Genomic DNA, 1,329 nt, shown 5'->3' on the forward strand with positions numbered 1-1,329 from the left:
TGTAATAGTTTAGATTTGCTCTGACAGTTGGGATTGTAAGATGAGTTTTTTTAGGGATTACTTCCCAAAATGTTTTGTAGAAACGGGGCTTGATTAGCCCCGTTTTCATTTCGGTCGGACTGGCTATTCCTGGCAAGTTGGTCTCCACCATTGCTTGCTTCCGCTTCACCAGCCTCAGGTAATTTACTAAATCTATCGGACAATTGTGAAAGCATTTTCTCCTTGGCTTTATCTAAATCCTCCTGGAAGGTTTGCATAGGGGTTCGTCCATTACAATACTTGCCCGTATGAGTTCTTTGCCCATTGTAGTAGTTTAGCCATAGGTCCAGATCAGTTTGCAATTGGTCCATACTAGAATAAATCTTCTTTCTAAATGCAATAGCATAAAACTCATCCTGAATTGTTCTGTGAAAACGTTCACAAATCCCATTGGTCTGTGGACTCTTTGCCTTTGTTTTGGAATGATCAATATCCTCCACAGCCAGATAAAGCTGATACTCATGCGGTCCCCGCGGGAATGCTCACGAGCACCGCAGTATTCAGTACCCCGATCTGTTAATACGCGTAGCAACGGGATGTCATATTCATCGTAAAAGGGTACTACACGATCATTGAGCAGATCAGCAGCGACTAGTGCATTTTTACGGTCATACAGCTTACAATGAACCACTTTTGCGTAAGTATCAATGAACGTCTGTTGATAGATCCGACCAACGCCTTTGATAGTTCCCACATAGTAAGTGTCCTGGGCGCCTAAATATCCGGGATGATGAGTTTCAATTTCCCCATGTGCTTCCTTTTCAACTTTCGCTTTTTCTAAAGCAGCAACCTGGGATTCAGTGAGTAAAATGCCTTCTTCTGCTACTTTAGCTTCCAAAGCATTCAACCGCTTTTTGAACGTTTCTAGATTATGGCGCAGCCATACACAACGTACTCCACAAGGAGAAATAAAAATACCTTCCTTTTTGAGCTCATTAGCCGTGCGTAACTGACCTAATGCAGGGTTTTCCAAAGCTTGAGCAACTACTCGTTCTTCAATAGCAGGATCAATCCTATTTTTGGGATTGGGATTTTTCCTGCTCAATTCAGCCAAAGCCATTTCGCCACCTTCATCGTACAGTTGCTTATAGCGATAAAATGAATCTCTGCTATAGCCAAATACTTTACAGGCTTGAGAAACATTACCCAAATGCTCAGCTAATTTGAGCAGTCCTACCTTAGTTTTGATTACCTTTGTTTCAGTTTTCATTCTGACAGTTTTTAGGATTATACTTTAGTTTGGTCACTTAAAGGTAATCCTAACTGTCAGATTAAATCGTAACTACTTCA

General features: G+C 41.2%; 2 protein-coding genes. Both read right to left on the bottom strand.

Features of this window, described 5'->3' with window-relative positions:
• Nucleotides 1–50: 50 nt before the first annotated feature.
• The gene (locus IQ247_RS33795) at nt 51–425 is read right to left on the bottom strand and encodes an integrase core domain-containing protein (RefSeq protein WP_511023011.1); all 375 of its coding nucleotides are present in this window, start codon (nt 423–425) and stop codon (nt 51–53) included.
• On the bottom strand, nt 314–1,249 hold the full coding sequence (locus IQ247_RS32175; RefSeq protein WP_511023010.1) for a helix-turn-helix domain-containing protein: 936 nt from the start codon (nt 1,247–1,249) through the stop codon (nt 314–316). The genes IQ247_RS33795 and IQ247_RS32175 overlap by 112 nt, the downstream gene beginning before the upstream one ends.
• Nucleotides 1,250–1,329 lie beyond the last annotated feature (80 nt).

The organism is Plectonema cf. radiosum LEGE 06105 (assembly GCF_015207665.1).
Classification (GTDB): domain Bacteria; phylum Cyanobacteriota; class Cyanobacteriia; order Cyanobacteriales; family Nostocaceae; genus Rivularia; species Rivularia radiosa_A.